The 20601-nt window shown below is 73.0% G+C and carries 20 protein-coding genes; 12 read left to right on the forward strand and 8 right to left on the reverse strand.

Translation table 11 applies throughout. The features are described 5' to 3' along the window. Genes AB0424_RS15865 through AB0424_RS15875 form a run of 3 tightly spaced genes read right to left on the reverse strand, consistent with a single transcriptional unit; the run spans position 1 to position 2903 of the window. On the reverse strand, positions 1-1380 hold the full coding sequence (locus AB0424_RS15865) for a hypothetical protein (RefSeq protein WP_366305682.1): 1380 nt from the start codon (positions 1378-1380) through the stop codon (positions 1-3). 16 nt (positions 1381-1396) lie between these two features. After that, positions 1397-2371: a hypothetical protein gene (locus tag AB0424_RS15870; RefSeq protein WP_366305684.1), complete on the reverse strand. Its 975-nt coding sequence runs from the start codon at positions 2369-2371 to the stop codon at positions 1397-1399. 46 nt (positions 2372-2417) lie between these two features. Next, a complete protein-coding gene (locus AB0424_RS15875; RefSeq protein ID WP_366305686.1) occupies positions 2418-2903 on the reverse strand; it encodes a hypothetical protein in 486 nt (161 codons plus the stop codon). Positions 2904-3732: 829 nt separating this feature from the next. Between AB0424_RS15875 and AB0424_RS15880 the strand changes: the two genes are divergently transcribed. From AB0424_RS15880 to AB0424_RS15895, 4 genes are all read left to right on the forward strand, one after another. Then, entirely contained in the window at positions 3733-4965 is a 1233-nt protein-coding gene (locus AB0424_RS15880) for a sialidase (protein WP_366305688.1), read from the forward strand. A 14-nt stretch (positions 4966-4979) separates the two neighbouring features. Then, complete coding sequence (locus AB0424_RS15885) at positions 4980-6146, forward strand: chromosome condensation regulator RCC1 (protein WP_366305690.1); 1167 nt, start codon at positions 4980-4982, stop codon at positions 6144-6146. Positions 6147-6165: 19 nt separating this feature from the next. Beyond that, positions 6166-7347: a chromosome condensation regulator RCC1 gene (locus AB0424_RS15890; RefSeq protein WP_366305692.1), complete on the forward strand. Its 1182-nt coding sequence runs from the start codon at positions 6166-6168 to the stop codon at positions 7345-7347. Positions 7348-7460: 113 nt separating this feature from the next. Continuing rightward, on the forward strand, positions 7461-8459 hold the full coding sequence (locus AB0424_RS15895; RefSeq protein ID WP_366305775.1) for a TAXI family TRAP transporter solute-binding subunit: 999 nt from the start codon (positions 7461-7463) through the stop codon (positions 8457-8459). A 79-nt stretch (positions 8460-8538) separates the two neighbouring features. Here the strand turns inward: AB0424_RS15895 and AB0424_RS15900 are convergent, their stop codons facing one another. Beyond that, positions 8539-9990, reverse strand: coding sequence for a HAMP domain-containing sensor histidine kinase (locus AB0424_RS15900; protein ID WP_366305694.1), 1452 nt, complete (start codon positions 9988-9990; stop codon positions 8539-8541). Between the two features lie 19 nt (positions 9991-10009). Continuing rightward, complete coding sequence (locus AB0424_RS15905) at positions 10010-10714, reverse strand: response regulator transcription factor (RefSeq protein WP_366305696.1); 705 nt, start codon at positions 10712-10714, stop codon at positions 10010-10012. A 273-nt stretch (positions 10715-10987) separates the two neighbouring features. On the opposite strand from AB0424_RS15905, the gene AB0424_RS15910 reads away from it, so the two are divergent. The 8 genes from AB0424_RS15910 to AB0424_RS15945 all read left to right on the forward strand — a co-directional run bounded on the left by AB0424_RS15910 (position 10988) and on the right by AB0424_RS15945 (position 17611). Then, entirely contained in the window at positions 10988-11773 is a 786-nt protein-coding gene (locus AB0424_RS15910) for an amino acid ABC transporter ATP-binding protein (protein ID WP_366305698.1), read from the forward strand. 54 nt (positions 11774-11827) lie between these two features. Continuing rightward, positions 11828-12649: a glutamate ABC transporter substrate-binding protein gene (locus tag AB0424_RS15915; RefSeq protein ID WP_366305700.1), complete on the forward strand. Its 822-nt coding sequence runs from the start codon at positions 11828-11830 to the stop codon at positions 12647-12649. Between the two features lie 120 nt (positions 12650-12769). Continuing rightward, on the forward strand, positions 12770-13444 hold the full coding sequence (locus AB0424_RS15920) for an amino acid ABC transporter permease (protein WP_366305702.1): 675 nt from the start codon (positions 12770-12772) through the stop codon (positions 13442-13444). Continuing rightward, the gene (locus AB0424_RS15925; protein ID WP_366305703.1) at positions 13441-14331 is read left to right on the forward strand and encodes an amino acid ABC transporter permease; all 891 of its coding nucleotides are present in this window, start codon (positions 13441-13443) and stop codon (positions 14329-14331) included. Before AB0424_RS15920 ends, AB0424_RS15925 begins: the two co-directional genes overlap by 4 nt. A gap of 192 nt (positions 14332-14523) precedes the next feature. Beyond that, on the forward strand, positions 14524-16188 hold the full coding sequence (locus tag AB0424_RS15930; RefSeq protein ID WP_366305705.1) for an FAD-dependent monooxygenase: 1665 nt from the start codon (positions 14524-14526) through the stop codon (positions 16186-16188). A gap of 32 nt (positions 16189-16220) precedes the next feature. Continuing rightward, entirely contained in the window at positions 16221-16307 is an 87-nt protein-coding gene (locus AB0424_RS15935; RefSeq protein ID WP_366305777.1) for a putative leader peptide, read from the forward strand. A 222-nt stretch (positions 16308-16529) separates the two neighbouring features. After that, on the forward strand, positions 16530-17087 hold the full coding sequence (locus AB0424_RS15940; protein ID WP_366305779.1) for a cysteine dioxygenase: 558 nt from the start codon (positions 16530-16532) through the stop codon (positions 17085-17087). A gap of 89 nt (positions 17088-17176) precedes the next feature. Beyond that, positions 17177-17611 (forward strand): rhodanese-like domain-containing protein, encoded by a 435-nt coding sequence (locus AB0424_RS15945; protein WP_366305781.1) that lies wholly within the window; start codon positions 17177-17179, stop codon positions 17609-17611. Positions 17612-17661: 50 nt separating this feature from the next. Here the strand turns inward: AB0424_RS15945 and recX are convergent, their stop codons facing one another. The 3 genes from recX to AB0424_RS15960 all read right to left on the reverse strand — a co-directional run bounded on the left by recX (position 17662) and on the right by AB0424_RS15960 (position 20490). Then, positions 17662-18228, reverse strand: coding sequence for a recombination regulator RecX (gene recX / locus AB0424_RS15950; RefSeq protein ID WP_366305707.1), 567 nt, complete (start codon positions 18226-18228; stop codon positions 17662-17664). A 4-nt stretch (positions 18229-18232) separates the two neighbouring features. Continuing rightward, positions 18233-19366 carry a recombinase RecA gene (gene recA, locus AB0424_RS15955; RefSeq protein ID WP_366305710.1) on the reverse strand — a complete coding sequence of 378 codons (1134 nt, stop codon included), beginning with the start codon at positions 19364-19366 and terminating at the stop codon, positions 18233-18235. A 260-nt stretch (positions 19367-19626) separates the two neighbouring features. Beyond that, complete coding sequence (locus tag AB0424_RS15960) at positions 19627-20490, reverse strand: alpha/beta hydrolase (protein WP_366305712.1); 864 nt, start codon at positions 20488-20490, stop codon at positions 19627-19629. Between the last annotated feature and the right edge of the window lie 111 nt (positions 20491-20601).

The following is a 20601-nucleotide window of genomic DNA, read 5'->3' on the forward strand; positions in this document are numbered from 1 at the left end:
TCAGCCCAGCGGCAGGCTCCGTGAGGAGGTGCGGACGCCCGGTGCGGTCGGCGCCGGCGTCCTGAGGAGGCCCTTGTCGCTGGAGCTCGCGGGCGCGTCCGCGCCCACCGGGGTGGTGGTCATGGGGCGGGCGGCGGCGCACCGCTGCTTCTCCGCCTCCGACATGGGCCCGGTGCGCTGGAGGAGCCGGTCGGGGACGGCCCGGGAGGGCCCGTCGACGACGGCGTGCAGCCGGTAGTCGTCCTTCTTGCCGACGAACCAGCCCTCGACCCGCTCGCGGCTGGGCTGCAGCTCGACCCAGCTCACCTCGCCGGGCTGGATCCGCTCCACGACCGTGCGCTGGTCGCTGCTGAACCACTGCCACGGCCGCTGCCAGCCCTTCTCGTAGGCGAGGGCGAACTGGGCGGCCATCGGCCGTTCCCTGGCCCGCTTCTCGTCCTCCTCCCGCACCCCGCTGGTGGGCAGTCGGGCGACCTCGACGAGCGCGAGGCCGGCCTCGGCGTACGTCTGGGAGATGCTGTCGTGGCTGCGCTCGGCGTACGACAGGAGCCTGCTGTGCTCCAGGGTGTTGCGGGTGCAGTTGACGAACGCCTCGCCGACCACCCGCGCCCGGTCGTAGTAGCGGAAGGACGTGCGGGTGTCCGGGCGGAAGACGCAGGCGTTGTCGCCGTTGCAGGCGGCCGCCGCGTTGTGGAGGGTGCTCTCGCGTTCGTTGCCCTTGTACGCCTCCGAGGTGCCCAGGCGCGTCTTGTCGACGGTCCTGTCGAGGGCCGGCGGCACCTCGACGGCGCGGATCCGGGCGATCATCGGCGTACAGGTCACATGGGTGCGGGAGTCGGTGACCCGGGAGGTGAAGGTGAGCAGCGGCTCGTTCTCGCCGGCGGTGAACACATAGGCCCGGCCGGTCCAACGGCCCTTGCCGGGGGTGCCCTTGACGCGGTCCGGGTCGCCCGCGGTGGTGACCTCGCGGACCGGGCCGCCGGAGGCGTCGACCGCGTACGGCTGGCCGCCGGCGACCTGTTCCCCGGTGCACTCCTTGGAGACGGCGGGGCTGTCCTCGTAGGTGACGGTGACCTGGGCCCCCGCACGGACGCCCCGGAGCCGCTGCCGGAGCGTGTTGCCGTCCTTCTGGAGGGCGACTCCGTGGGAGGCGTCGGTGCGGCCCGAAGCGGCGGGCGAGTAGCGCTGGTTGAGTCCGGTCCAGAAGTCGATGCCGACCGTGGTCGGGCCGTCGCCCTTCATGACCGGGTCGGCGAAGTCGCCGTTGAGGACGGGGACGGACTGCTCGGCGGGCGCGGCGGCCGCGGAGGGGAGGGCGGCGGCGGGGAGCAGCAGCCCGGCGGCGCCGAGGACGGCGAGCGCGGAGAGCGAGCGGTGCATGGGGGACTCCTCGGGCTCAGGAACCGTGGGACGACAGGACGACTTCGCGCTTCGGGTCGGCGCCGGGCGGCACCGCCCGCGTGGCCGGCACCTCGCGCGGGGTGGTGCGGACGCCGGGCGGAGGGGCGTTGTCGCCGTCGGGCGCGGTGTCGCCGGGGGGCCTCTTGCGGCCGCAGAGCATGTCGGGGACGGCGTACGTCTGGGCGACGAAGGTGCTGCTGTTGACCATGGAGGGGCTGTCGACCCGGATGCCGATGATCTTCTGCCCGTTGTCCGTGGCGAGGCTGCCGACGACCCGCCGCATCGCGGCGCTCGCGCCGAAGACGAGCATGTCGTAGGGCTTGACGGTGGTCTTGTACGTGGTCGTCTCGGTGTTGTCGATCGTCCAGGACTTGGAGTACGTGGCCTTGAAGGCCGCCTCGAAGGCGAGCTTGGCGCTCAGGGACCCGGCCACCTTGCCCCCGGCGGTGACGCCGGTCTTGGTGCCGTTGGTCGAGGTCGGTCCGTCCTTGAGGTTGGGTGTCTTGTTCTCGCTGGTGATGTCGTTGGTGAGGTTGGTGGTGACCTCGCCGGAGGCGCTCACCGTGCCCTCGGCGGCGATTTTGCCGGAGATCTCGCCGCCGATGTTGTCGGTGCTGCTGGTCCGCAGCGTGACGGTCCGGTCGACGCTCATGTCGTTCTGGGTGCAGTTGACGACCGCGTTGCCCAGGGACTTGACCGCGGTGGCGTACTCCCGGTCCTGCTTCGGGTCGATCGTGAAGGTGCAGGCCGTGCGCTTGGTCCCGCAGTACTCCAGGACGTCGGCGATCCTCGCGGGACGGCCGTCGGCCCCGACGGCGCGGGGCGCGGGGGTCTCTCCCGGCCCCTCCTCGGCGGAGGCGGGCCCGGTCAGCAGGCCGAGGGGCGCGGCGAGGACGAGGGTGAGCACGAGGGGGCGTGCGAGGGGACGGGCGAGGGCGGGCAGGCTGGCGCGGGGACGGCGCGGGGGCATGGCGGGGTGACCCTTCGTACGAGGGAGGAGGCGGGGGCGGGGACGCTCAGGAGCCGAGCAGCGAACAGAGCTGGTCGACCGGGAAGGGGGACTGTCCCGGGTCGGTGGAGCCCTGCGGCAGTGTGCCGGGGAAGGCCGAGCAGGTGGAGGTCACGGCGATCTGGGCGTTGTCGGCGGGCTCCGGCTCGTACGTGGTGATGGTGTCGGTCATGTCCGCGAGCCCCTTCTCCTCGGCGGCCCCCTTGCCGCCGGTCAGCCGGCCCATGCAGGAGGCGGATCCGGGCGGGCACTCGTCGAGCTTCTTGCCGACGTCCTTGATGTCCTTGTCGGCCTGGCCCGCGGCCTCCTGGGTCTTCTTCTGCTGCTCCTCGATCTCCTTGGCCTCCTGGGCGTTGGCCTCCTTGTCCAGGCACGCCTGGTCGTCCGGCTTGCACTCCTCGGCGTGCGCGACGGAGGCCAGGGGCAGGGCGAGGGCGGCGGCGAGGAGGGCGGCGGTCAGCACACGGCGTGCCGATGCCTTCGGTGTGGACATGAGAACTCCCTTGGGACAGGGGTGAGTTGGGGCGCCCGGGTGGGGATGCCAGGGGCGGACAGGGGACTGTCCTCAAGATCACCGGGCGCCTTCCGACGCTAACCGCCGCGGCCCCGGCGCCCCGGCACGACACACGGCGCGGCGCCCGGCCGCGGACCCGCTCACCACTTCGGCGGAGCGCACGCACGGCCGCCGCGAAGGGCCTGATCAGGGCCGGGGGCGAGCCGCTTCCCGCGGCCGCCGGTCCACCCGTTCGTAGGGAATCGGGAGGAGGGGCGAGAGTCCGGACGGCCGGACGCGGCGGGCTCCTCACTCCCCCGGACGCCGCCGTTCGGCCGCCCGCCGGAAGCGGCCGCGCGGGCGCCTCGCCAGAGGGCCGGTGCGCCGAACGCGCCCCCGCGGGCACACCTCCGAACGGACGCCCGTCAGGCGGGTGTTTCGGCGGGTCCGGCTCGCCGTGCCGATCTTTCTCGGTCAGTCTGCTTCTGTGCCCGACGGCCCGTCCCGGCCGTCGCACCCGGCCGTGGGCGTCCCATGCCCTTGGGGGTGTCTCGTCGATCAGGCCGGATCAGGGAGCGGGGTCTGGTGCCGTGCATCGCAAGGCGGAGGAGGGAGTCATGGCGGAGCCATGCCGACCGACGACAACGCGGCGAGGCGCGGCACCAGACCCCGCGAGCCCGGCCTGATCGACGAGACACCCCCGAGGCCCCGGCACGGCCTGTCCGCATGACCCGCGCCCACCAAGGCCACGCGTCGCCGCTCTCCCCCGCGGCCACCGGGCCGGCCGGTCGCAGCGCTCCCGTATGTCCCGACGAAGGAGAGCAAAGCCATGTCCCGTACACGCCGCAGTCCCCTGCGTACCCCCTTCCGGCGAAGGCCGTTCACGACCGCCGCCGTCCTCGCGGCAGCCGCCGCGCTGACCGGCGCCGCGGTGGTCGCCCCGGCCGCGAGCGCCAACGAGGGAAACCCGACCGTCCTGAGCTGGGGCGCGGGCCGCACCGGCCAGCTCGGCAACGGCACCCTGTCCGACAGCCTCAGCCCGACCTCGGTCACCAGCCTCTTCCGCGGCGACGTCGACCAGCTCGCGGCCGGCGGCACCTCGTCGGCCGACTCCTTCGCCCTCGCCCGCACCGACAAGACCGTGAAGTCCTGGGGTCACAACTCCTCCGGCCAGCTCGGCAACGGCGGCAACACCAACCAGACCGTGCCCACCACCGTGCCCCGGCTGACCGACGTCAAGGACATCGCGGCCGGCGGCCGGCACGCCCTCGCCCTCGACACCGGCGGCCAGGTCTACTCCTGGGGCGACAACTCCTACGGCCAGCTCGGCAACAACCGCACCGGCGACAGCCGCACGGTCCCCGACCGCGTCCAGGGCATGCCCAAGGTCAAGCAGATCTCGGCCGGCTGCGACTTCAGCCTCGCCCTCCTGGAGAACGGCAAGGTGTACGCCTGGGGCCGCGGCATCCACGGCCAGCTCGGCAACGGCAGCCGCGCCACCAGCTCCGTCCCCCGGCAGGTCACGGGCCTGGAGAACATCGTGGAGATCGACGCAGGCTGCCACCACGCCCTCGCGCTGACCGCCGACGACACGGTCAGGTCCTGGGGCTACAACCTCTACGGCCAGCTCGGCAACTCCTCCACCAAGTCCTCCACCGTCCCCGTCGACGTGGACTGGATCGAGGGCGTATCCGACATCGAGGCCGGCGCCTTCCACAACTACGTCAAGACCAGCGACAGCCACGTCTGGGGCTGGGGCAGCAACCAGTACGGGCAGCTCCTGGAGTCCGACGAGTCCTTCGACTCCAACGTCTCGCGCACCAACCGCACCGCCCCCGTCGAGATCCCCCGCCTGGAGGGCGTGCAGCACCTCGCCGCCGGCGCCCGCCACGGCGTCGCCGTCACCGCCGACGACGTCTTCACCTGGGGCCACAACGGCGAGGGCCAGCTCGGCAACGGCACGACCGTCTCCCGCTACGAGTCGGTGAAGATCCTCAAGGAGGGCTCCGCCGTCAAGGACGTCGCCGTCTCCCTGGGCGGCAACACGACGTACGCGTACTGAGCCGGGGCGCTCCGATGACGTACGCCCTCCTGCGGGGCCTCGCCACCGGGCTCGGCCTCGCGGTCCTCGCCGCCGGCCCGGTCCACGCCGAACCCCGCGACCCCTGGGTACGGGCCTGGGGCCAGAACGACTCGGGCCAGCTCGGCAACGGCTCCACGCTCGACCAGCTCACGCCCACGGCCGTGACCGGCCTCGCCCGCGCCGACGTGACGGAGGTGACGAGCGGCGGCTGGACCACGAACCAGGTCTTCGCCCTCGCCCTCCTGCGCGACGGCACGGTCCGGTCCTGGGGCGGCAACGTCAACGGGCAGCTCGGCGACGGCACCACGACGAACCGGCCCTTCCCCGCCGCAGTCGCCGGCCTCTCCGGCGTCTCCGACGTCACGGCGGGGCTCGACTTCGCCGCCGCCGTCAGGAACGGGCGCGTCCTGGCCTGGGGCAGCGACGCCTACGGCCAGCTCGGCGACGGCCTCCCCGACCCGGCGGCGCCCGCCACCCGGCCCGTCGCCGTCCAGGGCCTGACCAGGGTCACGTCCGTCTCGGCGGGCTGCCAGTTCGCCGTCGCCCTGCGCGAGGACGGCACGGTCTGGAGCTGGGGCCGCAACCACGAGGGCCAGCTCGGCGACGGGACCACCACCGACCGGAACACCCCCCGGCGGGTCCCCGGTCTGTCCGGCGTCGTGGCCCTCCGGGCGGGGTGCCGCCATGTGCTCGCCCTCACCGCCGACCACCGGGTGAAGTCCTGGGGCCGCAACGGCAACGGCGAACTCGGCGACGGCACACAGGAACCCCGCTCCTCCCCCGTCGACGTCCGGCACCTCGACGACGTCGCCGAGATCGTCGCCGGCCCCTACCACAACCTCGCCCTCCTGACGGACGGCGGTGTCCGCGCCTGGGGCGCGAACTGGGCCGGCCAGCTCGGCGACGGCAGCAGGGCCGCCCGCACCACCCCCGTCCCCGTCCCCGGCCTGAGCGGCGTCTCCGGCCTGCTCGGGGGCTACGACTTCACCCTCGCCCTGCTCGACGACCAGTCCGTCCTCGCCTGGGGCGCCAACGACCTCGGCCAGCTCGGCGACGGCACCACCACCTCCTCCCCGTCCCCGGTCGTCGCGCTGCCCGCGGGCAGCGGCACGACCCGCCTCGCGAGCGCCGTCGCGTGGAAGACCGGCTATGCCCACTGAACCCCGAAAGGTTCCACCGATGTCCCCCACCCCGCGCACCACCCTCCTCGCCGCGCTGTCCCTCGCGGCCCTCACCGCCACCGCGCTCCCCGCCCACGCCGCCGCCGGCACCGACCCCTGGGTGCGGGCCTGGGGCGAGAACGCCCAGGGGCAGCTGGGCAACGGCAGCGTCCTGGCCCAGCAGACCCCCGCGGCCGTCATCGGCATCACCCGGGACGACGTGCGCGAGCTGTCCGGGGGCGGAGGCGGCGCCGCCGCGGCCGCCAACGGCTTCGCCGTCGCCCTCCTCAAGGACGGCACGGTGAAGAGCTGGGGCTCCAACACCACCGGTCAGCTCGGCAACGGCACCCTCACCGCCCAGTCCTTCCCGGCGACCGTCGCGGGCCTCTCCGGCGTCAGCGAGGTCTCCGCCGGCCTCAACCACGCGCTCGCCGTGAAGGGCGGCCGGGTCCTGGCCTGGGGCGGCAACGCCTCGAAGCAGCTGGGCACCGGCCAGGACAGCACCAACCCGTACCGGACCCCGGTCCCCGTGCAGAGCCTGGACAAGGTCAAGGACGTGGGCGCGGGCTGCGACTTCAGCGTCGCGCTCCGCCAGGACGGCACGGTCTGGACGTGGGGCAAGGGCGACAACGGGCGCCTCGGCACGGGCAACAACACCACCCGCGAGACCCCTCAGAAGGTCCCCGACCTCACGGACGTCGAGTCCGTCGCCGTCGGCTGCGACCACGTCCTCGCGCTGACCGCCGACGGCACCGTCAAGTCCTGGGGCAAGGGCGCCGAGGGCCAGCTCGGCAACGACTCCGTCACCGACAGCAACAAGCCGGTGGACGTCGCCTACCTCGACGCCGTGGCCCGGATCTTCGCCACCTCCGCGTCCGGCTTCGCGGTCCTCGACGACGGCAGTGTGGCCGGCTGGGGCAAGAACACCGACCGCCAGCTCGGCGACGGCACGACCGCCAACCGCACCACCCCGGTCATGCTGGACGCCCTCAAAGGCGTCCAGAGCGTCGCCGGCGGCGCGGACTTCACCCTCGCCGCCCTCGACGACGGCTCGGTGATCGGCTGGGGCGCCAACGCCACCGCCCAGCTCGGCGACGGCACCACGACGACGCCGGCCGCCACGACCGTGGCCCTGCCGCCCGGCAGCGGCATCACCCACGTCGCGACGACGCTGACGGGCAAGTCCGGCTACGCGTACTGACGGGGTCCGGCCCCGCCCGGGGCCCCGGGCTCGTACGAGCCCGGGGCCCCGGCCAGCTTCCGACGCACGGCCGAGCCTGGCCAGGAGCGGCGGTGAGCTGGCAGGATCGCCCCATGTTCGCCTCGCTCTCCCGTGCCGCCCGCCGCCGTGTCCTGGCGGTGTCGGCCGCGCTGCTCGCGGTGTGCGGGGTACTGGTGTGGTGGCTGGTTCCCTTCGGACCGCCCGCGCCGAGCGGGACCGTCACGTTCAGTACGGGTGTCCCCACCGGTGTGTACCAGCGGTACGGCGATCTCCTCCGGCAGGCCCTGGCCGAGGACCTGCCCGAGGTGTCGATACGGCTCACGGACAGCGAGGGATCGCAGCAGAACCTGGCCCGGGTGGCCTCCGGGGAGGCGGACTTCACCATCGCCACCGCGGACGCGGTCGCCCAGTACCAGCGGGAGCGCCGGCCCGGCTTCGAGCGGTTGCGCGGCTGTGCGCGGCTCTACGACGACTACGTGCAGCTCGTGGTGCGCAAGGGCTCCTCGCTCCAGCGGGTGCAGGACCTGCGGGGGCTGCGGGTGGGCGTCGGCCAGGCCGGGTCGGGCGTGCGGCTGATCGCCGACCGGGTGCTCGCCGCCGCGGGCATCGCCCCCGTCCGGGACATCGAGCCGGTCGCGGCCGGCATCGACACCATGCCCGCGCTCCTGGAGCGGGGCGAGCTCGACGCCTTCTTCTGGTCGGGCGGCCTGCCCACCGAGGCCGTCCAGAAGCTGTCCGAGCGGTTCCAGGTCCGGCTCCTCCCGCTGGACACGACCCTGGTCGACCGGCTGCACGACGTCGGCGCGTCGACCCGCCACTACCGGTCCGCGGTGATCCCCGCGGACGCGTACGCCAAGGCGCAGGACGGCCGGCAGATCGAGACGCTGGCGGTGGCGAACCTCCTGGTCACGACCGACAAGGCCGACGCGGACCTGGTGGAGGGCTTCACACGCACGGTGATCAGGAGCCGTGACCTCATTGGCAGCAAGGTCCACCCGGCCCAGCTCGTGGACCTGCGCACCGCCGTCTACACCGAGCCCCTCACCCTGCACGAGGGCGCCCGCCGCTACTACCGCTCGGTGAAGCCCTGACGCCTACCACCCGGTGAGGCCCTGGCTCCCTCCGCCCGGTGAAGCCCTGACGCCTCCCGCCCGGCGAGGCCCTTGACCACTAGCGCCCGGTGAAGCCCTGACCCGAGCGCTCGGGGCCGGCGCCGCGGTCCCGGCCGGCGGGGGCGTGCCGGGGGACGGTGACCGTCACGCGCAGGCCGTGGGGCTCGTGCGGGGCGAAGGCGATCCCGCCGCCGCCCGCGGTCAGCAGGACCCGTGTGATGGACAGGCCGAGGCCGGAGCCCTTGATGTTCTGGTGCCGGCCGGAGCGCCAGAAGCGGTCGCCGATCCGGGCCAGCTCGTCCTCGGTGAGGCCGGGCCCCCGGTCGGCGATGACGACGTCGACGCTCTTCCCGTCCGGGGAGACCGCGACGGAGACCGTGACCTCCTCCCCGGCGGGGGTGAACTTCAGCGCGTTGTCGATCACCGCGTCGAGGGCGCTGGAGAGGGCCACCGGGTCCGCCCAGGCCGTGACGGCCGCGCACGCGCCGGAGAGCACGACGCCCTTGTCCTCGGCGACCGGGCGCCAGGACACGACCCGCTCGTCGGCGAGGCCGCCGACGTCGGTGAGCCGGAGCTCCGCGGCGGCGTGCTCGGCGAGGGCCAGGTCGAGCAGGTCGTCGAGGACCTGCGAGAGGCGCCTGCCCTCGGTGCGGACGGAGGCGATCTCCTCGTTGCCCTCGGGGAGCTCCATGGCGAGCAGCTCGATCCGCAGGAGCAGGGCCGCCAGCGGGTTGCGCAGCTGGTGGGAGGCGTCGGCGACGAAGGCCCGCTGCTGTTCGAGGGCCTCCTCGACGTTGTCGGCCATCTCGTTGAACGAGAGCGCCAGGCGCCGCAGTTCGGGCGGCCCGCCGGTCGCGGCGACCCGGGAGTTCATCCGTCCCGTGGCGATGTCGTGGGTGACGGAGTCGAGGACGCGGACCGGGCGCAGCACCCAGCCGGTGAGCCGGAAGGCGGCGCCGACCGCGACCAGCATGGCGGCGGCCTCGCCGGCGAAGATCAGCAGCCAGCCGCGCAGGATGCGCAGACGGAGCTGGCCGGTGGGCGAGTCGGTGACGACGACCGCGACGACGTCGCCGTCCCGGACCACCGGGGAGGCGACCGTGAGCCGCGCGTGGAACTGCCACGGCCACACCTGGGGCGGGTCGTGGCTGCGCCTGCCGACGAGCGCCTCGTTGAAGGCGCGCCGGGCCTCCCCGTCGTACGGGACGACCCAGTCCTCCGGGGCGGAGGCCATGGCGCGGTTGTCCCGGTAGAAGACCCCGGCCCGGATGCCGTACACGTCGTGGTAGCTGAGGAGTTCGCCGCCGAGGGTGGCGCTGCGCTCGTCGGTGCCGGGGCTGCTCTCGCTGACGAACTGGGCGAGGGCGGCGAAGCGGGCGGCGTCGTCGAGGCGGTCGACGACGACGCGCTGCTGCTCGGAGGCGGCGAGGCTGGCGGCGAGCGGGAAGCCGAGGGCGAGGAGCACTCCGGCCATCAGGACGATGAGCAGCGGAAGGAGTCGGGTGCGCACGGGTCGGGGATCCGGGGGGTTACGCGGCGGGGGCGACGAGGCGGTAGCCGACGCCGCGCACGGTCTCGATCAGGGCGGGCATCCGCAGCTTGGAGCGCAGGGACGCGACGTGCACCTCCAGGGTGCGGCCGGTCCCCTCCCAACTGGTGCGCCAGACCTCGCTGATGATCTGTTCCCGGCGGAAGACGACGCCGGGCCGCTGGGCGAGGAGCGCGAGCAGGTCGAACTCCTTGCGGGTCAGGGCGACGGCTTCGCCCTCGACGCTGACCCGGCGGGTGGGCAGCTCTATGGTGACGGCCCCGAGCCGCAGCTGCGTCCCGTCGGCGGCGCCGGCCGTCTCCTCGGGCCCGGCGTTGCGCCGGCTCACGGCGTGGATCCGGGCGAGGAGCTCGCCGGGGTCGTAGGGCTTGACGACGTAGTCGTCGGCGCCGAGGTTGAGCCCGTGGATCCGGGAGCGCACGTCGCCGCGGGCGGTCACCATGATCACCGGGGTGGTGGTGAGCTTCCGGATGCGCCCACAGACCTGGTAGCCGTCCTGGTCGGGCAGGCCGAGGTCGAGCAGGATCACGCCGTACGACGGCCGGTCGCCCTGCGCGGTCGGCAGGACGGCCTGGAGCGCCTCCTCGCCGCTGCGGGCGTGGGTGACGGTGAAACCGTGCTTGGCGAGGATCGCGGAGAGGGCGGCGGCGACGTGGTCGTCGTCCTCGACGAGCAGCAGTCGCATACGTACCTCCTCCGTGGTGATCTGTCGTGCGGCCGGTCTCTGTGTACCAGGTGGTACCAGGGCATGAACACCGAACATCGGTGCCACAGTCAAGTGTCCCCCTGCGACGCCGCCGTTTCCGTTATGCAGCCGGTACGCCCGAGGGGCCGACTTCACCCGCCGTGTCCGGTCGCAGCCGGATCGTTATCCTCAAGTTCCGCTCAGATGTGATGACGGTCGTCACATCGGGTCTCTAGTCTCCTCCCCAACCGAGGAGGACGGAGCAAGAGGCCGATGAGCGGAGAGTCTGTGTCCAAGGGTCCCGAGGACACCCCGCGCGCCGCGGACGACCTGGTCGTACTGTCCGGCGTGAACAAGCACTTCGGCGCACTGCATGTCCTCCAGGACATCGAGCTGACGATCACCCGCGGCGAGGTCGTCGTCGTCATCGGACCGTCCGGGTCGGGCAAGTCGACGCTGTGCCGCACGATCAACCGGCTGGAGACCGTCGACGCCGGCGTCATCACCATCGACGGCAAGGCGCTGCCGCAGGAGGGCAAGGAGCTCGCCCGGCTGCGTTCGGACGTCGGCATGGTCTTCCAGTCGTTCAACCTCTTCGCGCACAAGACGGTGCTCGAGAACGTGATGCTGGGCCAGGTCAAGGTCCGCAAGACGGAGAAGAAGGCCGCCGAGACCAAGGCCCGCGCCCTGCTCGACCGGGTGGGGGTCGCCAGCCAGGCGGACAAGTACCCGGCGCAGCTCTCCGGCGGTCAGCAGCAGCGGGTGGCGATCGCCCGGGCGCTGGCGATGGACCCGAAGGTGATGCTCTTCGACGAGCCCACCTCGGCGCTCGACCCCGAGATGATCAACGAGGTCCTGGAGGTCATGCAGCAGCTGGCCCGGGACGGCATGACCATGGTGGTCGTCACCCACGAGATGGGCTTCGCCCGCTCCGCCGCCAACCGGGTCGTCTTCATGGCCGACGGGAAGATCGTCGAACAGGCGTCGCCCGAGGAGTTCTTCAGCAACCCGCGCAGTGACCGGGCCAAGGACTTCCTCTCCAAGATCCTTCACCACTGAGCGAGTTCGGATCTATTCTTCCCAACTCACTTCTAGACCAAGGGACATTCCTCGATGAAGCTTCGTCGCACCCCCGCCGCCGCCGCGGCCGCCGTCGTCCTCGCGCTGACCGCCACCGCCTGTGGCGGCGGCTCCGACTCGGGCAGCAACGGTGACAAGATCACCGTCGGCATCAAGTTCGACCAGCCCGGTCTGGGCCTCAAGACCCCGGACGGCACGTACGCCGGCTTCGACGTGGACGTCGCCCGCTACGTCGCCAAGGAGCTCGGCTACGCCGAGGACAAGATCAACTTCAAGCAGGCGCCCAGCGCCGAGCGCGAGAACCTGATCAAGAACGGTGACGTGAAGTTCGTCGTCGCCAGCTACTCGATCAACGACAAGCGCAAGAAGGAGGTCGACTTCGCCGGTCCGTACTTCCTGGCCCACCAGGACCTGCTCGTGCGCGCCGACGACAGCTCGATCACCAAGGTCGAGGACCTCAACACCAAGAAGCTCTGCTCGGTCACCGGCTCGACCTCCGCGCAGAACGTCAAGGAGAAGCTCGCGCCGAAGGCCGACCTCCAGCAGCTCGGCGGCTACTCCGAGTGCCTCACCGGCCTGGAGAACAAGGCCGTCGACGCCCTGACCACCGACGACTCCATCCTCGCGGGCTACGCCTCGCAGAAGGAGCACCAGGGCAAGTTCAAGCTCGCCGGTCTCCGCATGAGCGACGAGAAGTACGGCATCGGCGTCAAGAAGGGCGACGACGAGCTGCGCGGCAAGATCAACAAGGCGCTGGAGAAGATGGTCTCCGACGGCACCTGGGAGAAGCTCGTCAAGCAGCACTTCGGCCCCTCGGGCTACAAGTACGAGCCCGCGCCGAAGGTCGAGAACTGACCTCACCCGCCTGGCCCGTGACGGCCGCCCCGCGTGGGGGCGGCCGCCGCACCGGCACCGGCCGCCGCCCACGCGGCGGCCTCCACACCGACCGACCACCAGGGGAGAGCGCGGGGCATCGTGTTCGACTTTCTTGATTCCGGGCAGTACGACCTGCTCGGCGCCTTCTGGGTGACGGCGCAACTCGCCCTCTACTCGGCGATCGGCTCGCTGGTCTGGGGCACCGCCCTGGTCGGCATGCGGGTCAGCCCGGTCCCGGTGATGCGCGGCTTCGCCACCGCCTACGTCAACATCGTCCGGAACACGCCGCTGACCGTCGTCCTCGTCGGCTGCCTGCTGGGCCTCAACCAGACCCTCGGCATCACCCTCGGCGCGGACCGCTCCGAGAACATCGGCTTCCGCCTCGCGGTCCTCGGACTCGTCGCCTACACCGGCACCTTCGTCTGCGAGGCGCTGCGCTCGGGCATCAACACGGTCCCGTCCGGCCAGGCCGAGGCGGCCCGCGCCCTGGGCATGTCGTTCACCCAGGTGCTGACCACGGTGGTCCTCCCGCAGGCGTTCCGCGCCGCGGTGACCCCGCTCGCCAACGTCCTGATCGCCCTGACGAAGAACACCACCGTGGCGGCGGCGATCGGCGCCGCCGACGCGTCGCTCCTGATGAAGGAGATGCTCGAGAACGAGGCCGACGCGCTCTTCGCCGTCTTCGCGATCTTCGCCTTCGGCTTCATCGTTCTCACCCTCCCCACCGGCCTCTTCCTGGGCTGGGCGGCCAAGCGACTGGCGGTGAAGCGATGAGTTCCGTCCTGTACGACACCCCCGGCCCGCGGGCCAGGCGGCGCAACGTCCTCTACACGATCGGGTTCCTGGCGGTCCTCGCCCTGGTGGCCTGGTGGGTGCTCACCGCCCTGGCCGACAAGAACCAGCTGGCGGCCGAGAAGTGGAGCCCGTTCGTCACCGACGCCGAGGTGTGGACGACGTACCTCCTCCCCGGCCTGGTCGAGACCCTCAAGGCCGCGGCGCTCTCCATCCTCATCGCGCTGCCCCTCGGCGCCCTCCTCGGCATCGGCAGGCTCTCCGACCACCGCTGGGTGCGGGTCCCCGTCGGCACGCTCGTCGAGTTCTTCCGCGCCATCCCGGTGCTGCTGCTGATGATGTTCGCCAGCACGGCGTACCGGGAGTTCAGCACCATCAGCTCCGACTTCCGCCCGCTGTACGCGGTCGTCACCGGCCTGGTCCTCTACAACGCCTCCGTCATCGCCGAGGTCGTCCGGGCCGGCGTGCTCTCGCTCCCCCGCGGGCAGGGCGACGCGGCCGTCGCGCTCGGCATGCGCAAGGGCCAGACCATGGTCTACGTCCTGCTCCCGCAGGCCGTGACCGTCATGCTGCCCGCCCTGGTCAGCCAGCTCGTGGTGATCGTCAAGGACACCGCGCTCGGCGGCGCCCTGCTCGGCTTCGCCGAGCTGCTCAGCCAGAACCGGCAGATCACCGCCAACTACGGCGCCAACACGATCGCCACCCTCACGGTGATCGCGCTGATCTACATCGCCATCAACTTCGCCCTCACCAGCTTCGCGGGACGCCTGGAGCGGCGGCTGCGGCGCGGCCGGAAGTCCGGCGCGCCGACCGTCCCGGCCCAGGCCGGAGCCCCCGAGGTGAAGTCGGAGGCGGTCAGCGGCGCCTGACCCCGAAGGGGTCCGTGGGACAGCAGGGGTGGGCCGAACCGGTACCGACGCGATGTCGACCGCACCGCGCCCACCCCGTCGCTTGACGCAAGCACCCTCAGTGGGTTGCATACGGTCTGTGATCAACCACCGGGCTCGTGCCACACTCAGCTGTGCTGCCCCCATGACCGTCCGGCCTACAGGAGCCGCGCCGTGGACCCGGTGATCATCGTGGGCGCGGGGCCGGTCGGCCTCGCGCTCTCCCTCGCGCTCGCCGCGCAGGGCGTGCCCAGCATCGTCCTCGACGAGGGCTCGGGCAAGGACGAACTCCGCCCCGCCCGCAGCGTCCTGCTGCGCGCCGACATGGCCGCCATGGTCGAGCGCCTGGGCTGCACCACCCTCCGTGACGAGGGGGTCCGCTGGGTCGGCTGGCGCAGCATGCGCCGCGGCCGGCTGATCCGCCACCTCCCCCTCGACCTGGGACTCAGCGGTACGGAGGAGTGGTCCGAGGCCCCCGACGCGCCCGCCGCCCCCGCCGCCCCGCTGCACATCCCCCAGCACGCCCTCGCCCGCGGCCTGCGCGACGCCATCGGCCGCGAGAAGCTGATCCGGGTCGTCCCCGACGCCCGGCTGGACACCATCGAGCAGGACCGCGACGGCGTCACCGCCCACACCCGCGGCCCCGACGGCACCTGGTGGCGCGGCAGCCACCTCGTCGGCTGCGACGGCGCCCGGTCGACCGTGCGCAAGCTGCTCGGCATCCGCTTCCCCGGGCGCACCGCGGTGGAACGCCACGCGGTCGCCGCCCTGCGCACCGAACTCCCCTGGCCCGGCGAAGCTCTGATGCATCGTCAACCGCCATGGCGGGGCGCTCCCGAGGAGATCACCGCCCGCCCGCTGCCCGACGGCGTGTGGCGGATCGACTGGTTGCTGCCGCCCCGCGGCGACCTGGTCACCCCGGACGCGCTGGTCGCCCGGATCCGCGAGACCCTCGCGGGCTGGTGCGACGGCGCCACCCCGCCGTACGAGCTCATCGACACCGGGGTCCACACCCTGCACCACCGGCTCGCCCGCCGCTGGCGCGTCGACCGGGTCCTGCTCGCCGGCGACGCGGCACACCTGCTCGGGGCGGTCGGCACCCAGAGCCTGGACGAGGGCTTCCGGGACGTCGACAACCTCGCCTGGAAACTCGCCCTGACCTGGCACCGAAGCGCGTCCGACCGGCTGCTCGACAGCTATCAGAGCGAGCGGCGGACGGCCGTCGCCTCCCGGCTCCGTGCCGCCGACCAGTCGCTGCCGGCGCTGCGCGGCGGCGGGGGCCTGCGGACGTACCTCCCCGGGGCGACGCGCGGCCACGACGCCCTGCTGACCGAGGGCCACGTGGGGCGCGGACCGCTCGGCGCGCCGCCTGCGTACCCGCACTCCCCCCTCGCGCCCGCGCACACCGACGGGCTCGCGCCGGTCGGCACCCCGCTGGGCGCCCCCGTCGAGGACGTCCGCGTGACCGCCCCGGACGGCACGACCGTACGGCTCCGCGACCGCCTCGGTCAGGGCCGGCTCCTGGTCCTGCTGGTGGCGCCCGGCACCGGTGTGTGGGACCGGCGCCACTGGCAGAGCGCGGGGGTCATGCCCCGGCTGGAGGAAGCGGTCCGCGCCCTCCCCGTGAAGGCCGAGGTCCTGGTGACCGAGGCGTACCCCGGCGCCCCGGCCCACGCCGTCCTGCTCGTACGCCCCGACGGCCACCTCGCGGCCTCGTTCTCCGGCGTCCTTCCCGAGGAGCTGTACGCGGCGGCCGACGCCGCCCGCGGCGGCTCCCCGGCCGAGCAGGAGCCCGCCGAGGTCTCCGTCGCGGGTGACCGTACGGCGGACATGCATTGATTCCCGCGGGCGCGCATGGTGTACTCCGGAGCGTGACCGACACGTATGCGCGCCTGTGGCGGAGGGTCCACATGGACCTCGTCCGCTACGCGGGCTGCGTGTGTCGCCCTTCCTCCTGACCTCGCCCTTCCCCGCGCGCGCCCCGCCGCCGACGCCTGTCCGCGGCGCCGTGAGCCGTCGCGCGCTCTTCGCGAACCCCAGGACGGTCACCCGTGTCCCTGCACACCTCCGCACCCGCGTCCACCTCCTCGCACCCGCCCGCCGCAGCACTTGCCGCACCGGTCGCCGGGCCCGCCGTCGGCGGTCCGGCCGACGTCCGGGTCCCCGCACCGGCCGGCGCCATCACCACAGCCACCACCACTGCGGCCTCCGCCTCGGCCGCCTCCTCCGCGGCGGCCCCCACGTCCGGTCCGACGGCGGCCGAGCTGCTCGACTTCGTGCGGCGCACGGCGGCCGACGACGCACTCGTCGCCTCGCTGCCGCTCGACCCCGAGGGCCGCACCTGGGTACGGCTCGACGGCCCCGGCGGCAGCGAGGCGTGGCTCATCGGCTGGCCGCCCGGTACCGGCACCGGCTGGCACGACCACGCCGATTCGCTCGGCGCCTTCGCCACCGCGCGCGGCACGCTGACCGAGAACGCCCTGGCGGTCCGGCTGCCCGCGAGCGGCTGGAAGACCCTGGAACTGGCCGACGGCCTCGACCGCTCCCGCCGGCTGGCGGAGGGCCGGGGCCGGGCGTTCGGCCGCCACCATGTCCACGAGGTGCTCAACGAGTCCGCCGACACCCACGCGGTCTCGGTGCACGCCTACTACCCGCCGCTGCCTCTGATCCGGCGGTTCAGCCGGACCGGCGCGGTGCTCCGTCTCGAGCAGGTCGAACGTCCGGAGGACTGGCAGTGAGCAAGAAGACAGTGGGCCACAAGGCAGTGAGCGTCGTGGCAGGACTCGACACGGCAGCGCTCGACACGGCAGTGAGTGACAGGGCAGTGATCGACCCGGCGGCGGGCGGGGCGCCGGCGAACGACGGCCGCGTCGGCATCGACGAGCTCCTGGAGCGGGTCAGGTCGGGGATCGACCGGATCGAGCCCCGCGCCGCCCACGAGGCGTACGAGGCGGGGGACGCGCTCCTGGTGGACACCCGCTACGCGGCTCTGCGGGAACGGGACGGCCTCATCCCCGGCGCGCTGATCGTGGAGCGCAACGAACTGGAGTGGCGGCTCGACCCGCTGGGCAGCCACCGCGCGGCCGAGGCGGACAGCCACGACCTGCGGGTCGTCGTCCTCTGCAACGAGGGCTACGCCTCCTCCCTCGCGGCCGAGTCCCTCCGTCGGCTGGGCCTGCACCGCGCGACCGACCTCATCGGCGGCTTCCAGGCGTGGAAGGCGGCGGGCCTCCCGGTCCTGCTCCCGGCCACGCGCGCCTGACACCGCCACCCGGAGGCGTGGACGAGCCCTTCCGACTCCCCCCCCGGAGGTCAGAAGGTCTCGTCCAGCCCGTCCGTGTCCTCGCCCTCGGCCTCCAGCGCCTGGCGGACGACGCGGAGGGCCATGCCCTCGGGGTACCCCTTGCGGGCGAGCATCCCGGCGAGCCGGCGCAGCCGGCGGTCGCGCTCGAGACCGCGGGTGGCGCGCAGCTTGCGGGCGACGAGCTCGCGCGCCGTGGCCTCCTCCTGCTCGGAGTCGAGCTGTCCCACCGCCTCCTGGATGAGGGTCGGCTCGACTCCCTTGGTCCGCAGCTCCCGGGCGAGGGCCCGACGGGCCAGGCCCCGTCCGTGGTGGCGGGACTCGACCCAGGCTCCCGCGAACGCCGCGTCGTCGATCAGTCCGACGTCCTCGAAGCGGGAGAGGATCTCCTCCGCCACGTCGTCGGGGATCTCCCGCTTGCGCAGCGCGTCGGCGAGCTGCTTGCGCGTGCGGGGGGTCCCGGTGAGCAGGCGCAGGCAGATCGCCCGCGCCCGCTCAGCCGGATCCTGGGGTGACAGCTCCTTCTCGGCCCTCGACGAGTCGGGGCTGTCACCCGGCCATTCGGTGCGACCGGTCACCGGTTCAGCTCTTGACCGCGGTGGCCTTGGTCGCCTTCGCGGTCTTGGTCGCAGGTGCCGGGACGGTCTTGGCGTCGTCCGCGCCGGCCGGGTCGGCGGCACCCGCCGCGTCCGCCGCCGCCTCGGTCTTCGCGGCGTCGGGACGGACGCCGACGCCCAGCTTCTCCTTGATCTTCTTCTCGATCTCGTCGGCGAGGTCGGGGTTGTCCTTCAGGAAGTTGCGGGCGTTCTCCTTGCCCTGGCCGAGCTGGTCACCCTCGTACGTGTACCAGGCGCCTGCCTTGCGCACGAAGCCGTGCTCCACGCCCATGTCGATCAGGCCGCCCTCGCGGCTGATGCCCTGGCCGTAGAGGATGTCGAACTCGGCCTGCTTGAAGGGCGGCGCGACCTTGTTCTTGACGACCTTGACGCGGGTGCGGTTGCCGACCGCGTCCGTGCCGTCCTTGAGGGTCTCGATGCGGCGGATGTCGAGACGCACCGAGGCGTAGAACTTCAGCGCGCGGCCACCGGTCGTGGTCTCCGGCGAGCCGAACATGACGCCGATCTTCTCGCGGAGCTGGTTGATGAAGATCGCGGTGGTCTTGGACTGGTTGAGCGCGCTGGTGATCTTCCGGAGCGCCTGGCTCATCAGGCGGGCCTGCAGACCCACGTGCGAGTCGCCCATCTCGCCCTCGATCTCCGCACGCGGGACGAGCGCGGCGACGGAGTCGATGACGATCAGGTCGAGGGCGCCGGAGCGGACCAGCATGTCGACGATCTCGAGGGCCTGCTCGCCGTTGTCCGGCTGGGACAGGATGAGGTTGTCGATGTCGACGCCGAGCTTCTTGGCGTACTCGGGGTCGAGGGCGTGCTCCGCGTCGACGAAGGCGACCTGGCCGCCGGCCTTCTGCGCGTTGGCCACGGCGTGCAGGGTCAGGGTCGTCTTGCCGGAGGACTCCGGGCCGTAGATCTCCACGACACGGCCGCGCGGCAGGCCACCGACGCCGAGCGCGATGTCGAGCGCGGTCGATCCGGTGGAGATCACCTCGATCGGCTCCTGGGTACGGTCGCCCATGCGCATCACGGCGCCCTTGCCGAATTGGCGTTCAATCTGTGCGAGCGCGGCGTCGAGCGCCTTCTCGCGGTCGGTTCCTGCCATGGGTTCCACCCGGTTTGCTTGAGTCGATCGCTTCATGTGAAAGACGCTAACCCCTGCCACTGACAATGGGCCCCGGCGTCCCCTCCGACCTGTGGACAACTCGTCGACAACCCCGTGATTCCAAGGGCCGGACCTCCATCAGAATGGATGTTCGATTTCAGTGTCAAGCGCGCCACGCACACCCGACGACTCCCGTCGGCCGGCGCGCCCGGCCCGCCGGCCACCGTCCCGGCGCCCCCGACGGCCTCGGTGCCGTACCTTCACCCCGCGACGCCCGCGAGCCACTCCAGCGCCTCCGGGCCGCCCCGCAGCACCGAGATGTGCCCGTCTCCCGCGCCCGGTCGCAGGATGGCGGTGGGGCAGCGCGCGGCCAGCCAGCGGCCGTGGGACGCCGGGACGACACGATCCTCGTCGCCGTGCAGCAGGAGCACCGGCGCGGTGATCCGGGCGGGGTCGAAGCCCCAGGGGGCGACGTACGCCAGGTCGTCGTCGACGAGACCGCCCGGCCCGGCGGCGACGGCCGGGCCGACGACCTCGTCGAACCAGGACCACGTTCCGGCGAGCGCCGCGTGGTCGGCCGGGGTGAACATCTCCGGGTCGTAGGCGGCGCCCGCCTCGTGCGCCTCCTTCGCCGCCCGCCCGTCCGCCGCGGCCCGCAGGCCCGCCACGCCGGACGGCGTCATCCCGGCGAACCAGTCGAGCCCCGCGGCGTCGTACGGGGCGAGCCCGGACACGGCGACCACGCCGACGACCCGTTCCGGCAGCAGGGCGCCGCACGCGAGCGCGTGCGGGCCGCCGCCGGAGTGCCCCATGACCGCGAACCGGCCGATGCCCAGCGCGTCGGCCACGGCGCGCACGTCCGCCGCGGCCGAGGCGACGTCTCGTCCCGGGTGCGGGGTGGAGCCGCCGTAGCCGGGGCGGTCGTACGAGACCCAGCGGACGCCGAGCCGGTCCGCCGCCGGGAAGAGCGGCGCGGGCGGCGCGCCGATGTTGGGCGTCCCGTGGTGCCAGAGGACGACGAGCCCTCCGTCCTGGCCCCCGACCCCGGTGCCGGACCCTCCGTCCCCGGTGTCGTACACGTGCAGCCTGCGCCCGTCGTCGAGCTCCACGTCGCTCTCGGCCACTCCGCCCACCCCCTGGCACCCGGGCGCCCGGTCGTCGGACGCTCCGGCGCCCCGACGCTACTGTCCGCCCGCCGACGACGGCAACGACCGCCACCCACCCGTGCGCCGCCC

Origin of the sequence: Streptomyces sp. NPDC051180 (assembly GCF_040689545.1) — a bacterium.
Lineage (GTDB): Bacteria > Actinomycetota > Actinomycetes > Streptomycetales > Streptomycetaceae > Streptomyces.